The 23381-nt window shown below is 63.3% G+C and carries 20 protein-coding genes and 1 pseudogene; 15 read left to right on the top strand and 6 right to left on the bottom strand.

Annotated features, from left to right (window positions below):
* Positions 1–10: 10 nt before the first annotated feature.
* Positions 11–889: a helix-turn-helix domain-containing protein gene (locus I8N66_RS15700; protein ID WP_291155023.1), complete on the bottom strand. Its 879-nt coding sequence runs from the start codon at positions 887–889 to the stop codon at positions 11–13.
* Positions 890–984: 95 nt separating this feature from the next.
* Between I8N66_RS15700 and I8N66_RS15695 the strand changes: the two genes are divergently transcribed.
* From I8N66_RS15695 to I8N66_RS15685, 3 genes are all read left to right on the top strand, one after another.
* Positions 985–2547 carry a 4-hydroxyphenylacetate 3-hydroxylase N-terminal domain-containing protein gene (locus I8N66_RS15695; protein WP_291155022.1) on the top strand — a complete coding sequence of 521 codons (1563 nt, stop codon included), beginning with the start codon at positions 985–987 and terminating at the stop codon, positions 2545–2547.
* Positions 2548–2555: 8 nt separating this feature from the next.
* Positions 2556–3068 carry a flavin reductase gene (locus I8N66_RS15690; RefSeq protein WP_291155021.1) on the top strand — a complete coding sequence of 171 codons (513 nt, stop codon included), beginning with the start codon at positions 2556–2558 and terminating at the stop codon, positions 3066–3068.
* Between the two features lie 152 nt (positions 3069–3220).
* Positions 3221–4474, top strand: coding sequence for a sensor domain-containing diguanylate cyclase (locus I8N66_RS15685; protein WP_291155019.1), 1254 nt, complete (start codon positions 3221–3223; stop codon positions 4472–4474).
* Positions 4475–4556: 82 nt separating this feature from the next.
* Here I8N66_RS15685 and I8N66_RS15680 read toward each other — a convergent pair whose 3' ends face one another.
* Positions 4557–5264: a DUF6198 family protein gene (locus I8N66_RS15680; protein WP_291155016.1), complete on the bottom strand. Its 708-nt coding sequence runs from the start codon at positions 5262–5264 to the stop codon at positions 4557–4559.
* Between the two features lie 163 nt (positions 5265–5427).
* A complete protein-coding gene (locus tag I8N66_RS15675) occupies positions 5428–7155 on the bottom strand; it encodes an amidohydrolase family protein (protein WP_291155015.1) in 1728 nt (575 codons plus the stop codon).
* 177 nt (positions 7156–7332) lie between these two features.
* Between I8N66_RS15675 and I8N66_RS15670 the strand changes: the two genes are divergently transcribed.
* Positions 7333–8235 (top strand): LysR family transcriptional regulator, encoded by a 903-nt coding sequence (locus I8N66_RS15670; RefSeq protein WP_291155014.1) that lies wholly within the window; start codon positions 7333–7335, stop codon positions 8233–8235.
* 37 nt (positions 8236–8272) lie between these two features.
* Here the strand turns inward: I8N66_RS15670 and I8N66_RS15665 are convergent, their stop codons facing one another.
* A complete protein-coding gene (locus I8N66_RS15665; protein ID WP_291155013.1) occupies positions 8273–9751 on the bottom strand; it encodes an aldehyde dehydrogenase in 1479 nt (492 codons plus the stop codon).
* 69 nt (positions 9752–9820) lie between these two features.
* Positions 9821–11272, bottom strand: a complete 1452-nt coding sequence (locus I8N66_RS15660; RefSeq protein WP_291155011.1) for an APC family permease — start codon at positions 11270–11272, stop codon at positions 9821–9823.
* A 297-nt stretch (positions 11273–11569) separates the two neighbouring features.
* On the opposite strand from I8N66_RS15660, the gene I8N66_RS15655 reads away from it, so the two are divergent.
* Genes I8N66_RS15655 through I8N66_RS15630 form a run of 6 tightly spaced genes read left to right on the top strand, consistent with a single transcriptional unit; the run spans position 11570 to position 17939 of the window.
* Positions 11570–12352 carry an IclR family transcriptional regulator gene (locus tag I8N66_RS15655; RefSeq protein WP_291155010.1) on the top strand — a complete coding sequence of 261 codons (783 nt, stop codon included), beginning with the start codon at positions 11570–11572 and terminating at the stop codon, positions 12350–12352.
* Entirely contained in the window at positions 12352–13605 is a 1254-nt protein-coding gene (locus I8N66_RS15650) for a Tm-1-like ATP-binding domain-containing protein (protein ID WP_291155009.1), read from the top strand. Before I8N66_RS15655 ends, I8N66_RS15650 begins: the two co-directional genes overlap by 1 nt.
* 8 nt (positions 13606–13613) lie before the next feature.
* Complete coding sequence (locus I8N66_RS15645) at positions 13614–14276, top strand: HAD-IA family hydrolase (protein ID WP_291155007.1); 663 nt, start codon at positions 13614–13616, stop codon at positions 14274–14276.
* A 2-nt stretch (positions 14277–14278) separates the two neighbouring features.
* Positions 14279–15634 carry an aspartate aminotransferase family protein gene (locus I8N66_RS15640; RefSeq protein WP_291155005.1) on the top strand — a complete coding sequence of 452 codons (1356 nt, stop codon included), beginning with the start codon at positions 14279–14281 and terminating at the stop codon, positions 15632–15634.
* A 3-nt stretch (positions 15635–15637) separates the two neighbouring features.
* Positions 15638–16921: an aspartate aminotransferase family protein gene (locus I8N66_RS15635; protein ID WP_291155003.1), complete on the top strand. Its 1284-nt coding sequence runs from the start codon at positions 15638–15640 to the stop codon at positions 16919–16921.
* A gap of 7 nt (positions 16922–16928) precedes the next feature.
* Positions 16929–17939: a phosphotransferase gene (locus tag I8N66_RS15630; RefSeq protein ID WP_291155001.1), complete on the top strand. Its 1011-nt coding sequence runs from the start codon at positions 16929–16931 to the stop codon at positions 17937–17939.
* A gap of 20 nt (positions 17940–17959) precedes the next feature.
* Here I8N66_RS15630 and hpaR read toward each other — a convergent pair whose 3' ends face one another.
* Positions 17960–18448 carry a homoprotocatechuate degradation operon regulator HpaR gene (gene hpaR / locus I8N66_RS15625; RefSeq protein ID WP_291154999.1) on the bottom strand — a complete coding sequence of 163 codons (489 nt, stop codon included), beginning with the start codon at positions 18446–18448 and terminating at the stop codon, positions 17960–17962.
* 108 nt (positions 18449–18556) lie between these two features.
* Between hpaR and I8N66_RS15620 the strand changes: the two genes are divergently transcribed.
* From I8N66_RS15620 to I8N66_RS15600, 5 genes and pseudogenes are all read left to right on the top strand, one after another.
* On the top strand, positions 18557–18949 hold the full coding sequence (locus tag I8N66_RS15620; protein WP_291154997.1) for a 5-carboxymethyl-2-hydroxymuconate Delta-isomerase: 393 nt from the start codon (positions 18557–18559) through the stop codon (positions 18947–18949).
* A gap of 67 nt (positions 18950–19016) precedes the next feature.
* Positions 19017–20534, top strand: coding sequence for a 5-carboxymethyl-2-hydroxymuconate semialdehyde dehydrogenase (gene hpaE, locus I8N66_RS15615; protein WP_291154995.1), 1518 nt, complete (start codon positions 19017–19019; stop codon positions 20532–20534).
* A gap of 31 nt (positions 20535–20565) precedes the next feature.
* Positions 20566–21546 carry a 3,4-dihydroxyphenylacetate 2,3-dioxygenase gene (gene hpaD, locus I8N66_RS15610; protein WP_291154993.1) on the top strand — a complete coding sequence of 327 codons (981 nt, stop codon included), beginning with the start codon at positions 20566–20568 and terminating at the stop codon, positions 21544–21546.
* A 44-nt stretch (positions 21547–21590) separates the two neighbouring features.
* Positions 21591–23027, top strand: a complete 1437-nt coding sequence (locus I8N66_RS15605) for a pyridoxal-dependent decarboxylase (protein WP_291154991.1) — start codon at positions 21591–21593, stop codon at positions 23025–23027.
* Positions 23024–23381: pseudogene (locus tag I8N66_RS15600) on the top strand (2-hydroxyhepta-2,4-diene-1,7-dioate isomerase); the annotation flags it as partial. The gene I8N66_RS15605 and the pseudogene I8N66_RS15600, both read left to right, overlap by 4 nt.

Below are 23381 nucleotides of genomic sequence, written 5' to 3'. Positions count from 1 at the left end.
GGCCGGTGACTTAGCCGGCTCCTATTGAGCCCACGCGCGCCCGACGCCAGTCGCTCGGGGCTTCGCCGACCCGCAGGCGGAAGAAGCGCGAGAAATAGGCGGCATCGGCAAAGCCAATCTCGTAGGCGATGTCTTCGAGCGGCCGGACGGTAAAGAGCAGCAGGCGCTTGGCCTCAAGCAAACGACGCTCGTTGATCAGTTCCTTGACCTGCATGCCGAAGGCGTCCCTGCTCGCCTTGGCAAGCAGGTGCGGCGTCGTGGCGAGCGCTTCGGTGTAGTGCCCGACGCTCCAATTCTCGCGGAAATGCAGGTCGATGAGCCGGCGGAGTTCCGTTGCCAAAATCGCCTGCGTCGGCAGCGCGGTGTCCGGCGCGGCCGCCGTCAGGCGGGCAATCTGGGTCAGCACCGCAGCAACCAGAGACGCGAGCATCCGCTGGGTGCCGGGAGCACCCCCGGCATATTCGTCGGCGACGATATCGAGCAACTCTGCGAGGCGGCGCCAATGCCGGTCTTCACCGTCGCCACGGATCATCGTGGGCGTGTCGAGCGGAAGCGTCGTGTTCTCACGGATCGAAAGCAGGGCACCATCGGCGACCGAAACGACGACCGCATCGCTCGTCTCCGGGTCGACCGAAAACCCGTGCACGATGCCGCTCGGCACGAAGCTGACGGCCGGTGCGGAAAAGTCCAATGGCTTGTCATCGATGAAGTAGGTTCCCCCGCCGCTCAGCCAGTAGGTGATCTGCCCCATCTGGTCGTGCTTATGCGCCTTCACCTGGCCCTGGTGCAGGTTCTGCCGTGCCATCACCGTCTCGACGTGGAAGAACCCGGGCTCGAGCTGTTGCTCCGGTTCGCCGTAGACGAAGAAACTTGGAATGCTGCTACTCATGCCCCACCCGAAAAAGTCCAAGTCATTTTGCCATTCTGTCCATGGCGGCTGACGATTTCAACGCCTAGCCTTGACGAAACTCAAGGGAGGAGAAAATGAGAGCAGAGGATTTCCGCGCCGACAGGACGCGGCCCTTCACCGGCGCCGAATATCTGGAGAGCCTGCGCGACGGCCGCGAGGTCTATATCAACGGCGAGCGCGTGCACGACGTCACCAGCCACCCGGCGATGCGCAACTCCGCCCGGTCGCTGGCACGGCTCTACGACGCGCTGCACGATCCGGCGAAGAAGGACATCCTGACATCGCCGACCGACACCGGTTCCGGTGGCTACACTCACAAGTATTTCCGCGTCGCCCGCTCTTCCTCCGATCTTGCCGCACAGCAGGGCGCGATCGCCGAATGGGCGCGCATGTCCTATGGCTGGATGGGCCGCACCGCCGATTACAAGGCGGCGCTGATGAACACGCTCGGCGCCAATGCCAACTGGTACGGCCCGTTCAAGGACAATGCGCTTGCCTGGCATAAACGCGCCCAGGAAGCCGCGTTGTTCATGAACCACGCGATCGTCAATCCGCCGATCGACCGCCACAAACCGGCGGATGCAGTCAAGGACGTGTTCGTCCACATCACCAAGGAAACCGACGCCGGCATCTACGTTTCCGGCGCCAAGGTGGTGGCAACCTCCTCGGCGTTGACGCACTATAATTTCCTGGCGCAAAGCTCGGCGACAGTGACGGAGGATCCCTCGCTCTCGGTCATGTTCATCGTTCCGATGAACGCGCCGGGCATCAAGATGTTCTGCCGCGTCTCCTACGAGCAGACCGCCAACACCGTCGGCCATCCCTTCGACTACCCGCTGTCGTCGCGCTTCGACGAGAATGACGCGATCCTGGTGCTCGACAACGTCTTCGTGCCCTGGGAGGATGTGCTGGTGCTGCGCGATGCCGCCAAGATCCTCTCCTTCCACCCGGCCTCCGGCTTCATGCACGGCTACTGCTTCCAGGGCTGCACTCGCTTTGCGGTGAAGCTCGATTTCCTCGCCGGCCTGCTCGCCAAGGCCTTGAGGGCGACCGGCGGCGATGCGTTCCGTGGCAACCAGGCAGCACTTGGCGAGGTCATCGCGCTCCGTCACATGTTCTGGAGCTTCTCCAACGCCATGGCCCACAATCCCATTCCCTGGGCCGACGGCGCGGTGCTCCCCAATCTGGAAGCCGCCCTTTCCTACCGCACCTTCATGTCGGAGGCCTATCCGCGCGTGATCGAGACGATCCGCAGGGTGATCGCGTCTGGCCTGATCTACCTGCCGTCTTCGGCGCGTGATTTCGGCAATCCCGAGATCGATCGTTACCTGGCGCAATATGTCCGCGGCTCCAACGACATGGGCCATATCGAGCGCATCAAGATCATGAAGCTGCTCTGGGATGCGACCGGCACCGAATTCGGCGGGCGGCACGCGCTTTACGAGCTCAATTATGCCGGCGCTCCCGAAGAGGTGCGGCTGCAGGTGCTGAAGGGCGCCGAGCGCGGCGGACGGCTGAAGGAAATGGAAGCGCTCGTCGACCAGTGCATGGCCGACTATGACGAGAACGGCTGGACCGGCAACACCTGGCTACCGCCACTCGACGACAGCGCCACCCTTCGCAGAGCAGCCGAGTGAGGCTGGCCATGGAACCGCTCGTTTCAAAGACCGAGTTTCGCAATGCGATGGCGCGGGTCTGCGCACCGGTCAACGTCATCACGACAAACGGACCCGCCGGACGCGGCGGGTTCACCGCCACCGCCATGTGCTCGGTGACCGACGAGCCGCCGACGCTGCTTGTCTGCATGAACCGGAATTCCGCCCAATGCGGGTTGTTCATCGACAACAGGCGCTTCTGCGTCAATGTGCTCAGCCACGACCACCGGGACCTCGCCGGCCATTTCGCCGGCGCGACGCAAGACATGGCGGCCCGCTATGCGGCAGCGGAATGGGTGGAAATGACCTCCGGCAGCTTTGCGGTCAAGGATGCGATCGTCTCGCTCGACTGCGAACTCTCCGAGGCGCGGCTCTTGGGAACGCATCACATCCTGATCGGCCGGGTTGTGGGCATCCGCTCGCGCAGCGACGGCAATGCGCTGCTCTACTTCGACCGCAACTATGTGCACGTGCCGACCCAGCTCGGAAGTTTCGGCGGCTAAGAAAAGGCGGGGGGATCCGCCAAACTCGGTCTCACAATGTCGGCTTTCGCCACAGAGCCGACGCAATCCACATCCACTTGCTGTTCAGCGCCTTTTGTTTTTTCCGTAAAACGCGTCTATTTGCCTGACGCGCAGTGAGAAAGGAAAACGGAATGGTGGTTGCTGAGCCAGCCGGACGGCCGACGGCGGACGCTAAAGGCAGGGAATTCGATCGCCTCGCCGCCCTTGGACACCTCGACATTCTCGACACGCCCAGGGATGAAGGTCTTGAACGGGTCGTGCGGCTGATCAAGCAGGTCTTCGCCATCGAGATCGGCATCGTCTCCCTCATCGATGCGCATCGCCAATGGTACAAGGCCTGCTCCGGACTTTCGGCCGACGAGGTTCCGCGCAAAGATACGTTCTGCCGATATGTCGTCGCCTCCGACGAACCCCTGGTCGTCAACGACGCCACGACGGACCCGCGCTTTTCACAGCATCCGGCCGTGACCGGTCCGGAACATATCCGGTTCTACGCGGGCGTCCCGCTCAAGACCAAGGACGGACACACGGTCGGAACCGTGTGCGCGATCGACCGCGCGCCGAGACACTTCACGGGCAAGGATCTGACGATCCTGACGGAACTGGCAGGCGTGGCGATGGACCGGATCGATCTGCTCCGGTCGGCCGCGACCGATGGGCTGACGGGAACGCTGACGCGACGGGCCTTCCGCGAGGAGGCGGACAAGCTGGTCTCGCTCGCCATACGGCACCAACACGACGTGTCCTGCATCGTCCTCGACGTCGACCATTTCAAGCGGGTCAACGATACGCACGGGCATGCGGCCGGGGACGACGTCTTGAAGGCCGTTGCCTCGATCTGCCAGTCCAAACTGCGGGCAAGCGACCTCTTCGGACGACTCGGCGGCGAGGAATTCGCCATCATGCTGCCGCATGTCGACGCGACAGGCGCGCTGGCGGCAGCGGAAAAGCTGCGGGCGGCCATTGCCGCGCAAACGATCCACGGTGAGTTTGGTCAGCTCGCTGTCACCGCAAGCTTCGGCACGGCGGCGCTATCGCTCAAGAGCAGGGATATCGGCACATTGCTCGCCCAAGCGGACGCGGCGATGTATCTCGCCAAGGCCGGAGGGCGAAACCGCTGCGTCGAATGGAGCAGTCTCGAAGCCGGCTATCCGCTCGGCCCGCGGCAGCGCGTACTGAAGGCCGGCACCATCCTCTTCGATGACAGGCATTCGCGGATCGACTGCACCATCCGGTCGCTGGGCGCCGATGGCGCCGCGGTTACGGTTTCGAATTCCGCCGGCATACCGCCCGAACTCGTCTTGGTCGTTGCGGGTGATGGTTTCGAAACCAAGTGCCAGGTGGTGGCGCGGGACCGGCAGAACCTCGAACTCGCTTTCGGATAGGCCTGTTCGCCCATGGGCATCCATCACGACACATGATGAAGGGGCGCCGGTTAGGCGCCCCTTCTCGCATTATTGCGGGATGCTATTCCGCGGCCGCCTCCAGGCCCTTCGGCGATGATGCAGGCTTGCCCTGGAACTTCTTGAACAGGAAGAAGTAGAGCTTGATGTACTGACCGACGAGAATGGCGTTCAGGATCGTACCTTCGCGGATGAACTTGACCTCGGCGAGGAAGAGCAGGCCGATACAGGCGGAGAGCACCAGCAGCGTGCAGTCGAAGCCGGTCTTGATGTTGCCCCACTTCCAGCCGGTGCGCTTGAAGATCGTGTTGACGAACATGTCGATCGGCATCAGCACGAGATTAGCGCGGATCATCAGGAACAGGCCGAAGGCGAGCGCCGCATCTGCAAAGACCAGCAATGCCACCCGGACTGGATAGGCTTCGAGCTTGATGAACTCGGTGATGCCCAGGTTGAAATCCAGGAAGACCGCCAGCACGAAAGCCGGGATCAGCGACGCGAAGTTCTTGAGCTTGAAGTCCTTGGGCAGGACCAGATAGGTCAGGAACAGCATGATCAGTTCGAGCATGAAGTTATAGGTGCCCTGGCTGAAGGGCGGATAGACCAGCGTCATGGTCCGCGTCAGGCTGCTCTGGGGTGAAATGCCGATGCCGGCCCGGATCGCCAGGCTGACGCCAAAGGTCAGCACGTAGATGCCGACGACATACATGATCCAGCGCCGCGTCAGGCTACCGGTATCGACGATTTCGGCTTCCGCCGCATTGTGTGCCATTGTTTCCTCCCTCGAAACGATGCGGGTTTGTTGCCCCGCCTGCCCATCGCCCCCTCAGCGATGCGCTTTTTAATCCCTCGGCATGCCCGCCCTTTGTCGCGACAGCATGCCACTTTCCTGGTGGACGGACGCCGAAGCGTCCGTCTGCTTTTTCTGAACGGCTCTAGGCCATGAAGCGGAACCGGTGCAACGAGATGAACAGGCTGAGCAGCTTGTTGACCACCGGTTCGCCTTCGTTGCGGTTGCCGAGAGCCTCGAGCGCTGCGTCGATCGCCGCGGCGCTGGCCGTCAGTTCCTCGACGCTCATGTTTGCCATGACGCCATAGATCTCGAGCGGCATGACGGCCTTCGCCACCTTCTCCTCGGTGACGATGCAGGCGCCGGCATGGGTATCGACCCGCTTGAGGCAATGGCACATTTCAGCGCTGTCCTGACCGACGACGACGAAATAGGGCTTCGGCGCCGGCCAGAAGGTCGCGACCGCGCCGCGATCGACATGCACGCCCTTGAACAGCCCGTTCACCACATGGCGCTTGCCGTCGGCATAACGCTGGACGACCGACAGCCGGCTCAGCTTTTTGCCCTCGTGCTCGGCAACGACCTTGCCATCCATCAGCGGAACCCAGATTTCCTGGTAGAATTTGGCGTGGCCGCGACCGTAGACGTCGAACAGATAGACCTTGGCCTGCGTGCCGTCTTCCGACACCTCCAGGGGCACGATGTCCAGTTGCTCAGGCGTCAGATCGGCAAGACCTGTAACGCCGTCCTTGCACATGCCGGAATAGTCGATGTCGGCGTTCTTCAGGAGCTTGCGGTCCTTCGCGACCAGTTCGCCATCCTTGAACACGTAGAGCGGATTGATCTTCGACAGGCTGTCGGTGAGCACGATATCGGCAAAGCGGCCGGGCGTCAGCGAGCCGATTCTGTCTTCCATGTGGAACGAACGGGCTGTGTTGTAGGTCGCCATCTTGATCGCATGGATCGGGTTGATGCCCATCTCGGCTGAGAGCGAAATGATCCAGTCCATGTGGCCCATGGTCAGCAGGCGCTCGATCGAGATGTTGTCGGTGCAGAGCATGAAATTGTCCGTCGGCCATTTGCGGTCGACGATGGCGCGCAAGAGCACCTTGATCACCTCGCTGCTGCCGACCCCAAACTTGATGTGGGTCGGAAAACCGTAGCGGATGCTCTTCTCGATGTCCTTCTCATTCCAGACGTCGTGATTGTTGGAAACGCCGATTGCCGGCAGGTAGTTGAGGATCATGTCCGAAAGCGCGGTGACGCCCCAGTGGCCGTTCATGAAGCCGCCCTTGGCGCGAACCCAGGCCGCCTTGCGGAAATCGTCGTCGTTGCCGGAGCTGTAGGTGAAGTGTTCGAATTCCCCGAGGCCGATCACCGGTTCCATGTTGAGCACGGCTTCCGTCACCGATGCCGCCGTCTTCTTGCCCGGCGCGAAAGCATAGAGCCGGTAGGGCAGTTGATCGTAGTCCTTGAAGAGTTTCTCGGCGGCTTCAATGCCTTCCTTGCCAGCGGCGCTGAGCAGATCCAGGCATTCGGCATAGATCGTCGTCGTGCCGCAGGGCACCATCGCCTCGGCGAGTGCCGTCGGATGCGCGAGCTGGGATTCGAAATGGATATGCGCGTCGATCAGGCCAGGGATCGCGTAAAGACCCTTGCCATCGAAGACTTGCCTGACCTTCAAGACGGTCTCGTCCGGATTGAGCGCGACGATGCGCTTGTCATAGACAAGAATGGATCCCTGGTAGACGGTCTCGCCGTGGACATCGAGGATGTTCAGGTTCTTCAGGAGAAGATCCGCTTCCCCCTCGCCGTTCAGGATATCGAAGATGGCGCGCACCTTTTCGTAATGCGCGGCTTCAGTCTGGTTCACGAATAATCCTCCACTTTCATAGTCGTCGGCGCCTGCCGATAACCCGCCATACTCAGCGGGTGCGGTGCCGGCAGCGCGCCCCTCGCCAACCATAAGAAGTCATTGCACCGCTTCCGAAAAGCAGTATTTTCTGCTCGTATTGTTCGCTTTTCGAGAACGCTCAATCCGGGGAAGACCATGCTGCATTCACGTGTGCTGCGCTATATCGACGAAGTGGCGCGCTCAGGCTCGATCCGCGGGGCGAGCGAACGGCTGAACGTTGCTGCCTCGGCCATCAACAAGCACGTGCTGCAGCTTGAGGAGGATATCGGCGAACCGCTGTTCGAGCGGCTGCCGCGCGGCCTCAGGCTGACGCCGGCCGGCGAAATCCTTGTTGCGCATGTGCGCCGGACGATGAAGGAATATAGCCAGGTCGAAGCCGAGATCCGCGACATCAAGGCGCTGCAGAGCGGCGAGGTGATCATCGCCACCATGAACGGCCTTGCCGGCGGCATCGTGCCGAAGGTCGCTGCGATCTTCGGAGCCCGCCACCCGCGTCTCAAGATCACGATCCGTGTGATGTTTGCGCGCGAGATCGTTCAGGCGGTGGCCGACGGCGAGGCCGACCTCGGCTTTGCCTTCAGTCTCCCGCCGACGCCGCAGGTCGAGACACTCTGGAAGATGGACACCCGCCTCGGGGCGGTCGTTGCTCCGGAACATCCGCTCGCCGGCATGGAATCATTGCCGCTCGCCTACTGTCAGCCATACCCGCTGATCTTTGCGGACAAGTCGATGCAGATTCATGGCATCGTCGCCGACGCCTTTGCTCAGGCCGGGCTGACGGTCGAGCCGAGCTATCTCACCAACTCCATCGAGGCGATGAAGTTCCTGGCCGCGGCCGGTGACGGCATCGCCTTCCTCAGCAAGTTCGATATCACCGAGGAACAGCGCAACGGTGTGCTGACATACCTGCAGATCCGCGACCGGACCTTTGCGAAGAACGTGCTTTCGCTGGTGCAGCGGGAAAGGCGCGGCCACGGCCTCGCCGCCGCGATGTTCGCCGAGGAGATCATCCGGGCCTTGCGGGCGACGGTGGAATAGCCGGCTCACCAACGTCGATGCCGCTTTGCTCGCTTGGTCAGAACTGAATCCAGGCCGTTTTCAGATCGGTGTATTTGTCGAGCGCGAGCAGCGACTTGTCATGCCCATTGCCGGACTGCCTGACGCCGCCTAGCGGCACCGTATTGTCGGCACCGCCATAGGTGTTGACGTGCACGACGCCGGCGCGGATGCCGCGCACCATGCGGTGTGCGCGTGACAGGTTTGCCGTCCAGACGGCCGACGCCAAACCGTAGTCGGTCGCGTTCGCGATCCGGAGCGCGTCCGCCTCGTCGTCGAACGGAATGACCGCGAGCACGGGGCCAAAGACCTCTTCCTTCGCCAGCTTCATCTCCGGCTGAACGTCGAAGACGGTCGGCTGCATGTAATAGCCGCCGGTCTCCTCAAGGATACGTTTGCCGCCCCAAAGCAGGCGCGCGCCTTCGCCTTCGGCCTCGCGGACGAATTCGAGGTTCTTCTGCAGTTGCACATCGCTGGAGACGGCGCCGGCCTCGGTCGAAAGAAGCAGCGGGTCACCGATCTTCAGGCCCGCCGCAATCGCCGCCACCTTCTCCGAGAAGGCTTCGTGGATCGAGCGCTCGACCAGAAGCCTGGAGCCGGCGACGCAGACCTGGCCGGAATTGCGGAAGATGCCATAGGCGGAAATGCGCGCGGCCTGATCGAGGTCCGGCGCGTCGGCAAAGACGATGTTCGGCGACTTGCCGCCGAGTTCGAGGTAGACGCGCTTCAGGTTCGAGCGCGCGGAGTATTCGAGCAGCCGGCGGCCGACGCCGCCAGAACCGGTGAAGGCGAGAACATCGATATCGCCATGCAGCCCGATCGCTTCGCCCGTCGTCGCGCCGCGGCCGGTGACGACATTCAACACGCCTTCGGGCAAACCGGCCTCGGCGCAGATCTCAGCGAGCCTCAGCAGGCTGAGCGATGCGCCCTCGGCAGGCTTCAGCACGACGGAGTTGCCGGCGGCAAGCGCCGGCGCGATCTTCCAGGCGCCGATCATCAGCGGGAAATTCCAGGGAACGATCGCGGCGACCACGCCGATCGGCTCGCGATGAATGAGGCCGAGGATGGTCTCGGCCGTCGGTGCGATCTCGCCATAGACCTTGTCGAGTGCCTCGGCATAGTAGCGGAAGGTGCCGGCAGCACTGCCGGGCTCGGCCTTCAACGCCATCGAGATTTCGGTGCCATTGTCGCGTACGCCGAGGACAGCCAGCTCCAGCGCCTGCGCCTCGATGATCTCGGCGATGCGCGTGAGAACCTTCTTGCGCTGGGCCGGTGCAGCCTTCGACCAGCTTCCCTTTTTGAAGGCGGCGCGGGCCGCCCGGACCGCGGCATCGACATCCCCGGCTCCCGCATCGGCAATCGTCGTCAGATGCGTCCCGTCAATCGGCGAGACGACGTCGAGGGTCTCAGCCGAGAGGCTCTCCTGCCAACGGCCGCCGATGAACAGTTTCTGAGCCGCGACCGGCAGGTTGCGCAATTGATCGATCTTGTCCTGCATGGTGTCCTGTCCCGTTTGTTGCAGGCATGGCGGCGAGCCGCCATGCCCAAAAGCGATGCTCCCGAAAGATCAGACCTCCTGGCCGGCGCCCAGGCGGGCGAACTCGATCGGGCTGCCCGATTTCAGCGATGCCGCCAGGAAGAGCCCAATGACCCCGAAGATCACCACCAGCCCCGGCAGGAACACGGCGAGCATGCCGGTAGCGCCGGCGAGATCGCCGAAATTGGCCGCGATCGCGATGATGACGGCAACGAGGATCAAGCCGGTGATAACAGGAATGACCTTGGTCACCAGCGGGTTCGTTTCAAGTCCGGGATTGCGGCTGAAGAAGGCGACGATGGCAAAGGCGGTAAAGGCCATCAGCGTCATGACCGCAAGCGTGCCGACGTTGGTCAGCCAGGAGAACAGCGCCAGCACCGGATCCTGACCCGTCGCTGCAAAGAGCGCGACGACGAGAATGGCGATGACCGTCTGGATCAGCGAGCCGACATGCGGGCTGTGATAGACCGGATGGGTGACGCCGATCGGGGCCGGCAGCAGCCGTTCGCGGCCGGCGACATAGAGATAACGCGCGACACCATTGTGGAACGCCAGCACGCCGGCGAAAAGGCTGGTGACGAAGAGTACGTTCATCAGCGGCGGCAGCCAGCCACCGGCGTAGCGCTCGGCGAGGCCAAAAAGGAAAGTGGTCGGATCGGCAAGACCCTGCAGTTCCGGCACCAGCTTGTCGGCACCGGCGGCGTTCACCATCAGCCAGGAGGTGAACATGTAGAAGATGCCGATGATCAGCACGGAAATGTAGGTCGCGCGCGGCACGGTCTTTTCCGGATCGCGGGCCTCTTCGCTGTAGATCGTCGTCGCCTCGAAGCCGATGAAGGCGGCAAAGCAGAAGAGAATGCCGATCGACGGCGAGCCGGAGAGGATGGCCGAGGGGGCGAACGAGACCGTGCCCAAACCGCCGTCGCCGCCCTTGGCGAGGATCGCGACGTCGATGACGAGCACGACTAGATATTCGAGGATGACGAGGACGGTCAGCACCTTGGCCGAAAGGTCGACGCGGCGATAGCCGAGAATGCCGACCGCGGCGATGCCGACGAAGGTCCAGACCCACCAGGGCAGATCAATCCCCAAGCCGGCGAAAAGCCCGGCGGTTGCCGCGCCGAAGAGGCCGAAGACGCCGATCTGCATGGCGTTATAGGCGAGGATCGCGATCATCGCGGCGGCACCGCCCATCAGCCCGCCGAGGCCCTGCGCCGTATAGGCGTAAAAGGCGCCGGCGTTTCGGATGTGCCGCGCCATGGCGACATAGCCGACCGAGAACAGAAGCAGGATCAGCGTGACGATCAGGAAGGTGCCGGGAATGCCCGCACCGTTTCCGAGCATCATCGACAGTGGAACACCGCCGGCAACCGCGGTCAGCGGTGCGGCGGCGGAAACGACGAGAAAGGTGACGGCGCCGACGCCAAGGGCGTTCTTGCGCAATTGGTTCGCCCCGGTCACGGGCGCGGGTGAATTGGTCATGGTCTTGGCTCCCCTTGCTGGCGCGAACGCCTTTTCGCCTCCGGTCCTTCTCTCCGGCGGCTGCTCCCTGAAGCGGACTTGAGGCGCGGGGCTTGCTTTTTGTCTTTGCCGCGCAAGTCTTTCGGTTCATTATTTGAACCTCAGCTTCAAATATAGACTTGCAAATTGCATCTGGCCCTGTCAAGTTATTTCGCATGTTAAGTATCTCGACCCGAAGTGACCGGGAGAGCGGGCCTACCGCTCCTTAGGAGGGAACAGGCGAGAGGACTGACGGGGCGCTCGACAACGGAGGAATGGATGAGCACCATCGGTAAGGCCCTGACTTTGCTCGACGCGATCTCGCGCCTGGAGAAGGAAGCGGGCTTGAGCGACATCGCCCGCCACTGCGGGCTCGACAAGGCGACGGCCAGACGCTTCCTCGTCGAACTGGAAAAACACGGCTTCGTCGAGCAAGACATGGAAACGCGGCGCTATCGACTTGGCGGCGCCCCGGTGCGGCTGGCCCGCATCCGCGAGACGCGCTTTCCGTACTTGAGCGTCGCAACGCCGTTTGCGCGGGAACTCGCGGGCCTTGCGGGCGAGACCGTTCACCTCTCCGAATACTCAGCCGGCCGCCTGTCGACCATTCACGTCGAGGATTCTCAGCGCGCCCATCGCGTCATCGTCGATGTCGGCAGCATCCTACCTTTCCATGCGACGGCGTCCGGTCTCGGCTTTCTCGCCTTCTGCCCGCAGAAGGACATCGACACGGCGCTTTCGGCGCCGCTTCAAGCCTTCACCGACCACACGCTGACCGACCCGGCGGCGCTGCGCCAGACACTCGGCGAGACGCTCCGGCGCGGCTACTCGATCTGCCACCACGGGCTCGAAACCGGCGTCGTCAGTGTCGCCGCCCCGATCCGAGCGCCCGGCAGCACGCCGGTTGGCGCGATCGCGATCGCCGCCCCCGCAACACGGGCCGACAAGGAGACGGTGGAACAGATGGGCCGTGCCGCAATGGCTGCCGCCCGACGCATTTCCGAAAGACTTTTCGGGTTGGAGCAGGTTGCTGCCGATCCGCTGGCAAGGAGGGCCGGCTGATGAATGCAATGAACCGTCTCCCCAATATCCTGGTCGTGGGTACGGGAGACACCAAATGCGACGAACTCCAGTTCATGGCGTCCGTCATCCGCGAAGCCGGCGGCCTGCCTGTGATGATGGATGTCAGCATTCTCGGCGACCCGCCCTACCAGCCCGAATATTCCCGCCACGACATTGCCGAAGCGGCCGGGGTCACGATCACAGCCATCGCCGAAAGTGGTGACGAACACAGCGCCATGGCGCTGATGGCGGAAGGTGCTTCCGCCCTCACCCGCTCGCTCTATGAGGCCGGTCAGGCCGATGGCGTCATCATCCTCGGCGGCTCCATGGGCACCGATCTCGCGCTCGATGTTGCCGCTGCCCTGCCGCTCGGCGTGCCGAAATTCATCGTCTCGACGATTGCCTATTCGCACTTGCTTCCACCGGAGCGCATCGCCCCCGACCTGATGATGATCCTCTGGGCCGGCGGGCTCTACGGTCTCAATGGCATCTGCCGCTCGGTGCTTTCCCAGGCCTGCGGCGCCGTTGTCGGTGCCGCGCGTTTTGGCAGCAAACCGGATGGATCGCGGCCGCTGATCGGCATGACCTCGCTCGGCTCGAGCTGCCTCAAATACATGAAATACCTCAAGCCCGAACTCGAACGTCGCGGCTATGACGTCGCGGTCTTCCATTCGACCGGCATGGGCGGGCGCGCTTTCGAGGCCATTGCCGCGCAGAAGGGCTTCACCGCCGTCTTCGACTTCTGCATCCAGGAGGTCAGCAACCATCACCACGGTACGGTCGTCACGTCAGGGCCGGACCGGCTGGAAAATGCCGGACGCTCCTGCATCCCGCAGATCGTCGCGCCGGGGGCCGTCGACATGGTTGACCTCCCGGCTTGGCAGCCGGTTCCCGAAGTCTTCGCTGACCGCCCTTACCATGCTCACAACCGGTTGCTCGGCTCAGTGACCACCTCGGCCGAAGGGCGGCGCGAGATCGCCCGCGTCATCGGCGGCAAACTTGCCGGCACTGGCGCCGAAGTCGCCTTCATCCTGCCACTTCGGGGCATCCAGGAATGGGACCAGCCGGACCAGCCGCTGCATGAGCCGGAAGCCCTCGACGCCTTCATCGACGAGATGCGCCGCCAGATCCCGTCAGGCGTCGCGCTGCACGAGGTCAACAGCCACATCAATGCGCCGGAATTTTCGAAGGTAGCGCTCGCCATTTTCGACGACTGGGTGGCGCGCGGCATCGTGCCCGAGGGCCGGCCATGACGAACGGCATGACCGATAAGGCATTGATCCTCGACTTCGGCGGCGTCGTCACCCGAACGCTGTTCGAGACCCACGCTGTCACCGAACGCGCACTCGGCCTTGCGCCGGGCACGCTCACCTGGCGCGGCCCTTTCGATCCCGCAACCGATCCTCTTTGGGCCGCCATGCAGCGGCGCGAGATCACCGAACGGGACTATTGGACGACACGCACCCGCGAGGTGGGACAGTTGCTCGGCGAGGACTGGGCAGACATGAAGACCTTCGTGCAGCGGGCGCGTGGGGCGGAACCGGAACTGGTGCTGCGGCCCGAGGCACGCGACGCGATCCTGACCGCCCACAGGGCGGGGATTCGGCTCGCCATCCTCTCCAACGAACTCGACCTTTTCTACGGCGTCGCCTTCCGCGAGCGGTTCCCGCTGATCGAGCTTTTCGAGACCGTCGTCGACGCCACCTACACGAATATCCTAAAGCCCGATCCGCGCGCCTACGAACTGGTGCTGAGCCAGCTCAATCTGCCGCCCGAGGCCTGCGTCTTCGTGGATGACCAGTTGAAGAACATCGAGGGTGCGCGGGCCGTCGGCCTGCCTCACGTCCATTTCGACGTCACCCGTCCCGCTGAGAGCTATGCCAGAGCACTTCGGATGCTTGGCCTCGAACTGACAGGAGCATGACCATGCGCGAAACCAACTTCCTCATCGAGAACAACGCCCGCCATCTCTGGCACCCGATGGCGCATCCAGCCGAGATGCAGGCAACGCCGCCTCGCATCATCAACGCCGGCGAAGGTGTCGAGATCGTCGATATCCATGGCAAGAAGGTGCTCGACGCCGTCGGCGGTCTCTGGAACGTCAATCTCGGCTATTCGTGCGAACCGGTGAAGGAAGCGATCCGCCGCCAGCTCGACGTGCTGCCCTATTATTCGACCTTCCGCGGCACCACCAATTCGCCGCTGATCGAGCTTTCCTACGAGCTCGCCGAATGGTTCCGCGAGGATGGCCTCACCCGGTCCTTCTTCACCTCGGGCGGTTCGGACTCGGTCGAGACCTGCCTCAGGCTTGCCCGCCAGTATCACAAGCTCAACGGCCAGCCGGAGCGCACCAAGTTCGTTGCGCTGAAGAAGGGCTATCACGGCACCCATTTCGGCGGCGCCTCAGTCAACGGCAACGCCAATTTCCGCCGCAACTACGAGCCACTGCTTCCGGGCGTCTTCCATCTGCCGGCGCCCTATACCTATCGCAACCCATTCGACACGACCGATGGCGCCGTCATCGCAAAGGCAATCGCCCGGCTCTTCGAAGACGAGATCGCCTTCCAGGGCGCTGACACCATCGCAGCACTGATCATGGAACCGGTGCTCGGCGCCGGCGGAGTGATCGTGCCGCACGAGACCTTCATGCCGCTGATGCGCGATATCTGCGACCGCCACGGCATCCTGCTCATCGCCGACGAGGTGATCACCGCCTTCGGCCGCACCGGCGCCTGGACGGGCTCGCGCCTCTTTGGCGTCAAGCCGGATTTCATGTCGACCGCCAAGGCGATCACCAACGGCTACTATCCCTTCGGCGCCGTGATGATCGCCGACAAGGTGGCCGAGGTCTTCGAAAACAACAAGACGGCCGCCGGATCAATCGGTCACGGCTACACCTATTCCGGCCACCCGGTGGGTGCCGCGGCAGCGCTCGCAACGCTGAAGGAAACGCGCAAACAGAACGTGGCTGCGAATGCCGGTGCGCGCGGCGAGGAGCTGATGGCCGGTCTCGTAGCACTCAAGGATCGGCACGCGCTGATCGGCGACGTGCGCGGCAAGGGTCTGATGTGCGCGCTCGAACTGGTCTCGGACCGCGACAAGAAGAGCGGTGCGGCGAAGGATGTGGTGCAGAAGGTCCAGGACGCGACCTATGACGCCGGCGTCATGGTGCGCACGTCAGGCGCCAATGTCATCCTGTCGCCGCCGCTGATCATCACGGCCAGCGATGTCACCCGTATCCTCTCGGCGCTGGACACCGGCCTGACCGCTGCAAGAGGATAGGACATGACCGACAATCGGGACCTGATCGCGCGCCGCGAGCGGCTGCTCGGGCGCAACATGTCGCTGTTCTACGAGGAGCCGGTGCATCTGGTGCGCGGCGAAGGCGTGTGGCTCTATGACGCCGACGGCCGCCGCTATCTCGACTGCTACAACAATGTGCCGCATGTCGGCCATTGCCACCCGCGGGTGACCGAGGCGATCGCCCGGCAGGCGTCGATCCTCAACACTCATACGCGCTATCTGCACGAAGGCATTCTCGACTATGTCGAACGGCTGACCAGCACCTTCGACAAAAGCCTCGACACGGCGATCCTCACCTGCACCGGCAGCGAAGCGAACGACGTGGCGCTACGCATGGCCCAGGCGATGACCGGCAAAACCGGCGTGATCGCAACCGATCACACCTATCACGGCAACACCACGGCCGTGTCGCAGCTTTCGACCCGCATGCCGCCGGTCGGCGGCTTTGGCGGCCATGTGAGCCACGTGCCGGCGCCGGACAGCTACCGGCCGCTTGGGCACGAGCCGGGCGCCGCCTTTGCCGCGGCCTTCACCGCCAAGGTAGAAGAGGCGATCGCCTCGCTTGAGCAGAGCCCGCACGGCTTCTCGGCGCTGATCATCGATCCCTTCTTTGCCAATGAGGGCTTTCCGGACTTGCCGTCAGGCTTTCTCGATGGCGCCGTTGCCGCCGTCAGAAAGGCCGGTGGCCTCATCATTGCCGACGAAGTCCAGCCGGGCTTCGGCCGCACAGGCGGCCATATGTGGGGACATCAGAAGGCAGGCATCGTGCCTAATATCGTCACGCTCGGAAAGCCGATGGGCAACGGTCATCCGATCGGTGGCGTGGTGGCGGGTGCCGACACAATCAACGCCTTCCGCAAGGCATTTCGCTATTTCAACACCTTCGGCGGCAACCCCGTATCCTGCGCCGCCGCCATGGCCGTGCTGGACGTGATCGAAGACGAAAAGCTCATCGAGAACGCCGCCACCGTGGGCGCCTATGCCAAGTCGGGTCTAACGCGACTTGCCGACAAACATGGGGTGATCGGCAACATCAGGGGCAGCGGCCTGTTCTTCGGCGCCGAACTCGTCACCGATCGTGAAGCCAAAACGCCCGCAAGTGATCTCGCGACGAGGGTGATCAACGACATGCGCGACCGCGGCATCCTGATGGGCAAGCTCGGCATCCACCAATGCACGACGAAAATCCGGCCGCCGATGCCGTTTACCCGCGACAATGCCGATCTCATGCTGTCGATGCTCGACGACGTACTTTCGGGTCTGTGAGCCGACGATGGTCGCCGACCTTCCCAAACTCTTTCGTGATGCGCTCGACGATCGGGCGCGTCAGGCGCTCGTCCATTGGGGTGTCGCCGACCAGCAGCCGGAGCTGCTGAAATACCGGGAAAACGCGGTGTTTCGCGTTCGGCTCGCGGATGGCCGCCCGGCAGCCCTTCGGCTGCACCGCGCCGGCTATCACGGCGAAACGGCCCTTCGCTCGGAATTGCAATGGATGGCAGCACTCGGCGACGGCGGGCTCTCGGTGCCGCGGCCGATCGCAGCAATGGACTGGAACCTGCTGGTTGCCCTGCCGGCAGAAGGAGCGTTTGCAGCACAGCACGCCGACGTCATCGGCTGGATGGAAGGCGCGCCACTGGGGGAGAGTGGGAAACCGCTAGCCCAGGCGCCCGAAAGGCTCGCCCAGATCTTTTCGACACTCGGCGCCTCCATGGCCGAGATGCACACGCTCGCGGACCGCTGGGTAGCGCCGCACGGCTTCATCAGGCCGGCCTGGCATGCTGACGGCCTGCTCGGTGAGAAACCCTTGTGGGGCCGGTTCTGGGACTGCAAGGGCCTGTCTTCGGCCCAGATCGCCGCGCTTTCAGTCTTGCGGAACGATCTCGCGCAGCAGCTTGCAAAGCTTCCGACTCCGGCTAATGACTTCGGTCTCATACACGCGGACCTGGTCCGGGAAAACGTGCTCGTCACTGAAAAAGGCGTGACCTTCATCGATTTCGACGATGCTGGTTACGGCTTTCGCCTGTTCGATATCGCCACGGCGCTTCTGAAGAACCGGCACGAGCCGGCCTATGACACGATTGAGGCCGCCCTCATCGTTGGCTATCGCAGCCGGCGCAACCTCACGGATGACGCGCTCTCCTGCCTGCCGCAGTTTCTCGTGCTTCGCAGCCTCACCTATATCGGCTGGTTCGCCGCGCGGCCGGAGCTGCCGGGCGCGCACGAACGCGTCCTGCGCTACGCGGACGAGACGCTGGCGCTTGCCGAAGAATTGGGCTTCAGATGATGGGGGCGCTGTCGCAGAACTCAGTCGTTGAGGCTGGCGAGTTCGTCGAGCATATCGAGCAGGACTTCAACGCGGTCGTGGCCGTAGCGCGCTTCGAGCTCCTCGTAGATCGCCCGGCTTTCCGGGCTGACATCGGCGATCACCCGCATGCCCTCCGGCGCGATCTCGAGCAGAACGCGCCTGCCGTCATCGGCGTCCTTGTGCTTGGTGATCAGGCCGCGCTCCTCGAGAGAGCGGATGATGCGCGTCAGGCTCGGCGCCAGGATGAAGGCCTTGTCGGCCATCTCGGACGCATCGACCCGACCGGTTTCGGCGAGGATGCGGATCACCCGCCACTGCTGTTCGGTAATGTCATGGCGGGCGAGCATCGGGCGGAAATGCGCCATGACCGCTTCACGCGCCCGCAGCAGCGCGATCGGCAGCGATCGGCGCGTATTGTGCGGCAAAAGGGCGTCGGGACCGAGATCGGTCTTGGTTTTTTCACGGCTCATGGGCGTTCTATCCGACATTTTCTTTCGTTCCGCAATCGGCAGGCAGGGACGGAGACGGCGCGCTGCTTGACACCGTCATCAATTTCGTTAACGTGTTAAATATATGAGAGCGCATCGGGAGGAAAGATGCCGCATCTAACAATGGAATATTCGGGCAACCTCGACACCAAGGTCGACTTCGCCCGCCTCTGCCGGACCGTGCACAAGACGATCCTCGGCACCGGCCTTTTCGAGCTCGGCGCCGTCAGGGTGCGCACGATCCGCAACCAGGACTATGCGATCGCCGACCTGATGCCCGAGAATGGCTTCATCGACATGTCCTTCCGCATCGGACGTGGCCGCACGGAAGCTGAAAAGAAGGCGACCGGCGAGGCGATTTTCGAGGCCGTCAGCGATGAACTTTCCGAGCTCTTCGCCACACCGCATTTCGCCCTGAGCCTCGAAATCCGTGAGATAGATCCGGAGCTGAGCTGGAAGAAAAACGCCATTCACCCCCGGCTGCGCGCCTCCAAAGGCTGAGCGCGGTCCTCCCACAAAAAAAAGCAGCAGTGCGCGGCGACAGCCTGCGCCAGCATTGGAGAACACCATGTCCAAGCTCAACGAAAACCTCGCCAAGGCGGAACGCTACCTTGCCCGCTTCAAAAGCGAAGGCGTGCTCAACCACATCAACGGCGAGGCGGTCCCTTCGCTCGATGGCGAGACCTTCGAGACGATCTCCCCGATCGACCTGAAGCCGCTGGCGAAGATCGCGCGTGGCAAGGCGGCAGATATCGACCGCGCCGCCAAGGCCGCCAAGGCGGCATTTGCTGGATGGGCCGCAATGCCCGGCGAGACGCGCAAGAAACTCCTGCACAAAATCGCCGACGCGATCATCGCGCGCGCCGAGGAGATCGCTTTCGTCGAGTGCATGGACACCGGACAATCGCTGAAGTTCATGGCCAAGGCGGCGCTGCGCGGTGCCGAAAACTTCCGTTTCTTTGCCGACCGGTCGCCGGAGGCGCGCGACGGCAAGGTGCTGCGCGGCGAAAACCAGATCAACATGACGACTCGGGTGCCGATCGGCCCCGTCGGCATCATCACCCCGTGGAACACGCCCTTCATGCTGTCGACCTGGAAGATCGCCCCGGCGCTCGCCGCCGGCTGCACGGTCGTGCACAAGCCGGCGGAATTCTCACCGCTGACCGCGCGGCTGCTGGTGGAGATCGCCGAGGAAGCCGGTCTGCCGAAGGGTGTGTGGAACCTCGTCAACGGCTTCGGCGAGGATGCCGGCCGGGCGCTGACCGAACACCCGGACATCAAGGCGATCGGCTTTGTCGGCGAAAGCCGCACCGGCTCGATGATCATGAAGCAGGGCGCCGACACGCTCAAACGCGTCCACTTCGAGCTTGGCGGCAAGAACCCTGTCATCGTCTTTGCCGACGCCGATCTCGAACGCGCCGCCGACGCCGCCGTCTTCATGATCTATTCGCTGAACGGCGAGCGGTGCACATCCTCCTCGCGTATGCTGGTCGAAGACAGCATCTACGACCAGTTCACGGCACTGGTTGCCGAGAAGGCGAAGCGCATCAAGGTCGGCCATCCGCTCGACCCCAAAACCGTCGTCGGGCCGCTCATTCACCCCGTGCATGAGAAGAAGGTGCTCGATTACATCCGCATCGGCCGCGAGGAAGGTGCGACCGTGGCCGCCGGCGGCGAGAAATTCGACGGTCCGGGCGGCGGATGCTACGTGACCCCTACGCTCTTTACCGGCGCCAACAACGGCATGCGCATCGCCCAGGAAGAAATCTTCGGGCCGGTGCTGACCGCCATCCCGTTTGCGGACGAGGCGGAAGCCTTGGCGCTTGCCAACGACACACAATACGGCCTGACCGGCTATCTCTGGACCTCGGACGTGACCCGCGCCTTCCGCTTCACCGATCACCTGGAAGCCGGGATGATCTGGGTAAATTCGGAGAATGTGCGCCACCTGCCGACACCCTTCGGCGGCGTCAAGAGTTCGGGCATCGGCCGCGACGGCGGCGACTGGTCGTTCGATTTTTACATGGAAACCAAGAACATCGCCTTTGCCAGCTCGGCGCATGCGATCGCCAAGCTCGGCGGCTGAGCGCGCTGGCAGACATCTGGAGGAGACATCAATGCCCTTGCCGAAACCGAACCTTCACCCGCCCTTCAACATCGTGCGGCTGAGCCACGTCGAGCTCGCCGTCACCGATCTCGCCAAATCCCGCGCCTTCTATGTCGACGTGCTTGGCCTGCAAGTTACCGACGAGACGGCGGACACCATCTATCTGCGAGCGATGGAGGAGCGCGGCCACCATTGCATCATCCTGAAGAAGGCGGCGACGGCAGAGGCGCGCGACCTCGGCTTCAAAGTCTTTGGCGACGAGGACCTCGACAAGGCGGCCCACTTCTTTAAAGCCAAGGACCTGCCGGTCGAATGGATCGAGCGTCCCTATCAGTCGCGCACCTTCCGGACCCGCGACCCGCAGGGCATCCCGCTCGAATTCTATTCGAAGATGGACCGCCTGCCGCCGATCCACCAGAAATACGCGCTCTATCGCGGCGTGAAACCGCTGCGCATCGACCACTTCAACTGCTTCTCGCCCAATGTCGACGAAGCCGTCGCCTTCTACAACGAGATCGGTTTCCGCGTGACGGAATATACCGCCGACGAGGAGACAGGGCGTCTCTGGGCCGCCTGGACCCACCGCAAGGGCGGCGTGCACGACATCGCCTTTACCAACGGCCGCGGGCCGCGTCTGCACCACACCGCCTTCTGGGTGCCGACGCCACTCAACATCATCGACCTGCTCGACCTGATGTCGACCTCCGGCTGGCTTGCCAACATCGAGCGTGGCCCGGGCCGGCACGGCATCTCCAATGCCTTCTTCCTCTATGTCCGCGATCCGGACGGCCACCGCATCGAGATCTATTGCTCCGACTACCAGACCGTCGATCCCGATCTCGAACCGATCAAATGGGACCTGAAGGACCCGCAGCGCCAGACGCTTTGGGGCGCGCCCGCACCAAAATCCTGGTTCGAGGAAGGCAGTTCCTTCTCGGGTGCCGAGGCGAGGGACTCGATCCTCAAGGCGCAACCGATCGTCGCGCCGTGACGTTTGGCAACAGGGCACAAATCTAAGGCTGACGGAGGATCAGGGTGGATCAGAAGAGTTTCGGAGAATGGTCGCTGAAGGCGGCGAAATGGGGTGCCGACTATCGCGCGTCGCTGCGCGACCGCCCGGTGCGGGCACAGACGGCGCCGGGCGCCATTGCCGCCCAGATCCCGGCACAGCCGCCGCGGACCGGCGAGGACATGGAAGCAATTTTCGAGGATTTCGAAAAGATCATCCTGCCCGGCATGACCCATTGGCAGCATCCGCGTTTCTTCGCCTATTTTCCAGCCAACGCCGCCCCGGTTTCCGTCGTTGCCGAATATCTCGTCACCGCCATGGCCGCACAGTGCATGCTCTGGCAGACCTCACCGGCGGCGACCGAACTTGAGACAAAAGTGATCGACTGGCTGCGCCAGGCGATCGGGCTGCCTGAAGGCTTCTCCGGCGTGATCCAAGATTCCGCCTCCTCGGCGACGCTTTCGGCCGTGCTTGTCATGCGCGAAAAGGCACTTGGGTGGCAGGGCAACAAGAAAGGCCTCGCCGGCCAGCCGCAGCTTCGCATTTACTCTTCCGACCAGGTTCACACCTCGATCGACCGGGCGATCTGGGTCTCGGGCGTCGGCGAGGAAAACCTCGTGCGCATCCCGGCGAAGGGACCGCGACGCGCGATGGACTGCCAAGCACTCGAAGCGGCGATCCTTAAGGACAAGGCGGCGGGCCTCATGCCGGCCGGCGTCATCGCCTGCACCGGCGGCACCAGCACTGGCGCCTGCGACGACATCGCCGAGGTCGTGCGGGTCGCCCATACGCACGGTCTCTATGTCCATGTCGATGCCGCTTGGGCCGGTGCCGCGATGATCTGCCAGGAGTTTCGCGAGCTCTGGGCGGGCGTCGAGCAGGCGGATTCGATCGTCTTCAATCCGCACAAGTGGCTCGGCGCACAGTTCGACTGCTCGGCGCATTTCATCCGCAGCCCGGATGATCTGGTGAAGACGCTGGCGATCCAGCCGGAATACCTGAAGACCCACGGCCGCGACGGCATCATCAACTATTCCGAATGGACGATCCCGCTCGGCCGGCGTTTCCGCGCGCTGAAACTCTGGTTCCTGCTGCGCTTCCACGGCCTCGAAGGACTGCAGACGATGATCCGAAACCATGTGCGCTGGTCGGAGCAACTCGCGCAGCGGCTGAGCAGCCACAAGGATTTCGAGATCGTCACGCCGCCGATGCTGTCGCTGTTTTCGTTCCGTCATCGCAGCCAGGGCGATGCGAACGCCCATAACATCGCGCTGGTCAACGCGATCAATGACGACGGCCGTATCTACCTGACCCAGACCCGCGTCGACGGCCACGTCGCAATCCGCTTCCAGGCCGGCCAGTTCGACATGACGGAGGAAGACGCCGACACCGCCTTCGAGGTGATCACCGAAGTCGCCGCCGCGCTGAACAAACACCAGCAGAACACGGAAGCCGCGCCATGAACCATCCCCGTTTCGCAACCTTTTCGGCCGGCGGAAGAACCGGCTACGGTGTCGTTTCCGGCGATCGGATCATCGACCTCTCGAAGCGGTACGGAACGACGTGGCCGACACTGCGCGAGGTGATCGAAGCCGGCGCCCTTGCCCGGCTTGCCGATGAAGCAGCGGGGCTGACGGCCGAGCTTTCGCTCGACGAGATCCGCTACGAGATCCCGGTGCCGGCACCGGAAAAGATCATCTGCGTCGGCGTCAACTTCCCCGACCGCAACGAAGAATACAAGGACGGCCAGGCGGCACCTTCCAATCCTTCGCTTTTCATCCGCTTTCCGCGCTCCTTCACCGGGCACGGCCAGCCGA

The organism is Ensifer sp. SSB1 (assembly GCF_016652895.1).
GTDB lineage: Bacteria > Pseudomonadota > Alphaproteobacteria > Rhizobiales > Rhizobiaceae > Ensifer.
This window is presented reverse-complemented; position numbering and strand designations above follow the sequence as displayed.